This is a genomic window from Syntrophomonas sp. UBA5494 (genome assembly GCF_002426325.1).
The window spans coordinates 1-2,898 of record NZ_DIPG01000086.1 but is presented as its reverse complement, the minus strand read 5'-3'; the positions used below and the strand labels follow the sequence as shown (position 1 = coordinate 2,898).

Sequence of the window (2,898 nt, the reverse complement as noted above, 5' to 3'; positions counted from 1 at the left end):
AAAAATGAAGGCGAAAAATACCGCAACATGCTGGAAAACCTGGTTGGAGAACTTAATTTAGATGATAAAGTGATATTTGTAAATAAATTTTTGAATGACGAAGAACTGGGGCAATATCTTTACCTCACCGATGTGTATTTGAGTCCATATCCCAACCGCGACCAGGCGGTCAGCGGGACTATGGCCTTCGCTCTGGGATGCGGCCGTGCCATAGTCTCCACTCCCTATGCATATGCCCGTGAAATGCTGGCCAACGGCATCGGCATGTTGTCCAAGGGGACCAATCCTGAGGAACTGGCCCGATTATTAAAGAAGGTTCTTTCAGATCGCACCTTAAAAATGCGCCTGCAAGATAAAGCCGGGCGTTTGGGAAAAAGCTGGACCTGGTCTAACATTGGCAAGCAATATATAAATCTGGCCCATAGTATATTGCGCCCTGAACCGGCCACCAGCCAAGATGGGGGTAGCGTCAGTTATGCTAGATGATCGGCATCTGCGGAAAATGACCGACGATGTAGGCATGCTGCAATTTTCCGAACTGTCTCACCCTAACTTCAGGAGCGGCTATACCCTGGATGATAACGCCCGGGCCTTAATAGCGGCCTTATATCTTGAGGATGGGTTGGAGCTTGCCCTTAAATACGCCCGCTTTATGTATACGGCACAACGGCCTGATGGGAGTTGGGCAAATCTCTTTAACAACGGCCGCTTTTTGCCGCAATTCAACTCCGAAGACAGTATCGGCAGGGCTTTGCTGGCCTGCAGCCTGGGTATGTACAGCCCTGATCCGGAATTGGCCGCTCTCTGTGAACAAATGTTTAGTTCCAATCTGAGCAAAGCTTTAGAGTTCCGATCCCCGCGCGGCACGGCTTACGCCCTGTTAGCCATGTGTAAAGACCCCGGTACTGAACATTACGATCAACATTTGTTTACAGAGCTTACGTCCCGTTTATTAGCCTTATACAACCAGCACCACGGCCGCGGCTGGTACTGGTTTGAAGATTATCTGACCTATTGTAACGGCATAATACCCCAGGCCTTATTCGCGGCCTGTGAGCTCAGCAATAATAGAAGAATCCACAAGGTCGCATATGAGAGTATGAATTTCCTCAACGGCATTCTGTTCCGCAACGGCCGGCTGGATATCATCGGCAATGCCGGCTGGTATCACCGTGAAGGCAAAATCCCGGTCTATGATCAACAGCCAGTTGATGCCGCTTCGATTATATTTGCCTGCTATGAAGCCTATCATGCTACTGGCAGTCGTGATTACCGCGATCTGGCTTACCAAGGGTATAAATGGTATATGGGTGATAATGTTCAGAAGATGGCACTCTACGACAACCAAACCGGAGGATGTTTCGACGCCCTTACGGCCAGTGGGGTAAATCAGAACCAGGGGGCTGAAGCCGTGCTCTCATTGCTCTTGAGCACCATGCTCTTACTGGGCAGAATGGAACAGAAATACAACGGCAATCAAGCCATCCTGGCCAACCTTTCCTAAAAATAAAACGCGCCCGGGTAATTTTTTGCTCAGGCGCGTTTTTCTTTTGGGCTCAATTATGCCCCTTATTTGCTGCGATAATCCTCCGGAATTAAATCAGCCACCGTAGCGGTGGCCACCCCGATGCTGGTGTCCGCAGCACCGTAATAGACCATGACCAAGTCATCATCATCCAGTATATCCTTTTCCGAATCGCTTACTGCGCCGCAGGTAAACACCACATTCGGCACCCAGGCCCCGCTCAAACCGATCTCATAATCTTCCTCAGGCTGTAATATCGGGTTGGGTGAGCGGTAGATCACCCTTTGAGGGTCATTCAGATCGACCAGCAAAACCCCCAGACTGTACACATAATTGTAGTCAACCCCGTGATAAATAAGCAGCCAGCCGTGCCTGGTCTTTAGCGGTTGGGCTCCTGCTCCAATCTTCAGGGAATCCCACATCCTGCCCGGCCGCGGCCCCAGGATGATAGCATGTTTTTCCTTCAGCGGGAAGCGTATCTCTTTGGTGTAGGTGACCCAGATGCTGGGTTCGATGCGATGATATACGATATATTTACCGCCGATCTTTTCGGGGAACAAAATGGCATCTTTATCCCAGATATTTTTAAAGGCCAGCCCCTCTCGATTCCAGGCCCGGTAGTTGCCAGCCAGGAAATCATCCAGGGTTATCGAGGCCGCTGCTATCTGAGCTAAATTACCGTCATAGGCGGTATAGAGCATGATGATTTTGTTCTCGACTACCACCAACCTGGGATCCTCGCATCCCATGCGCTCTTCCGGGGTAGAAGGCGAGAAAATCGGCTCGGGCAAACGCTCCAATACATTATATCCATCGGTAATGGCCAAACCGATGTGAGAAATGCCGTCTAAACCAACCCCGCGATAAAACAAATACACTTTATCCCCGAAGCGCAGAGCCCCGGTATTCAACACATATTTGGCCTCCCAGGGGTTTTCCTCAATGGGCTCCAGGAGCGGATTGGCAGGATGCCGGACCAGGTTTTTACTGGGCTGGTTGGTAGTCTCCTGTACTACCACAGTGACATCTTTGGGTCTGGTGGGCAAGAGCGTATCGAGGAGATTTTGATTGCTCTTTCCGGCCTGAATCATGCGGTAAACAATTTGCATGATGTTTTCGGGGTCATACCCTAATTCCGAATAAAGGGTTTCCAGGAAATCATGATTAAACCAGCGGTTCTCCACGGTAGTAGTCCAGGTACCCGGAATCTTTAGCCCGCCTTTAAAACTATAGCTGGCCCAGCTCCAAGCGGTACAGGTAAGAAAAGTTCCTTCTTCCAGAACCTGCGATAGGCCGTACCCTTCAGCCATGAGGTGAAATAAGCGGGCATAGTCAGGCCGGTCAGTCTCTTCTAATTTAACTGCCAGGGCTTT

The 2,898-nt window shown here is 50.0% G+C and carries 3 protein-coding genes; 2 read left to right on the top strand and 1 reads right to left on the bottom strand.

The features are described from left to right. Positions 1 to 486, top strand: a 486-nt coding sequence (locus tag B3W37_RS09565) for a glycosyltransferase (RefSeq protein ID WP_483175561.1), incomplete at its 5' end; no start/stop codon positions are given. Next, positions 476 to 1,504 carry a hypothetical protein gene (locus tag B3W37_RS09560; RefSeq protein ID WP_483175559.1) on the top strand — a complete coding sequence of 343 codons (1,029 nt, stop codon included), beginning with the start codon at positions 476 to 478 and terminating at the stop codon, positions 1,502 to 1,504. The genes B3W37_RS09565 and B3W37_RS09560, both read left to right, overlap by 11 nt. 65 nt (positions 1,505 to 1,569) lie before the next feature. Here the strand turns inward: B3W37_RS09560 and B3W37_RS09555 are convergent. Continuing rightward, the coding region (locus B3W37_RS09555; protein WP_483175558.1) for a glycoside hydrolase family 130 protein at positions 1,570 to 2,898 on the bottom strand (1,329 nt) is incomplete at its 5' end.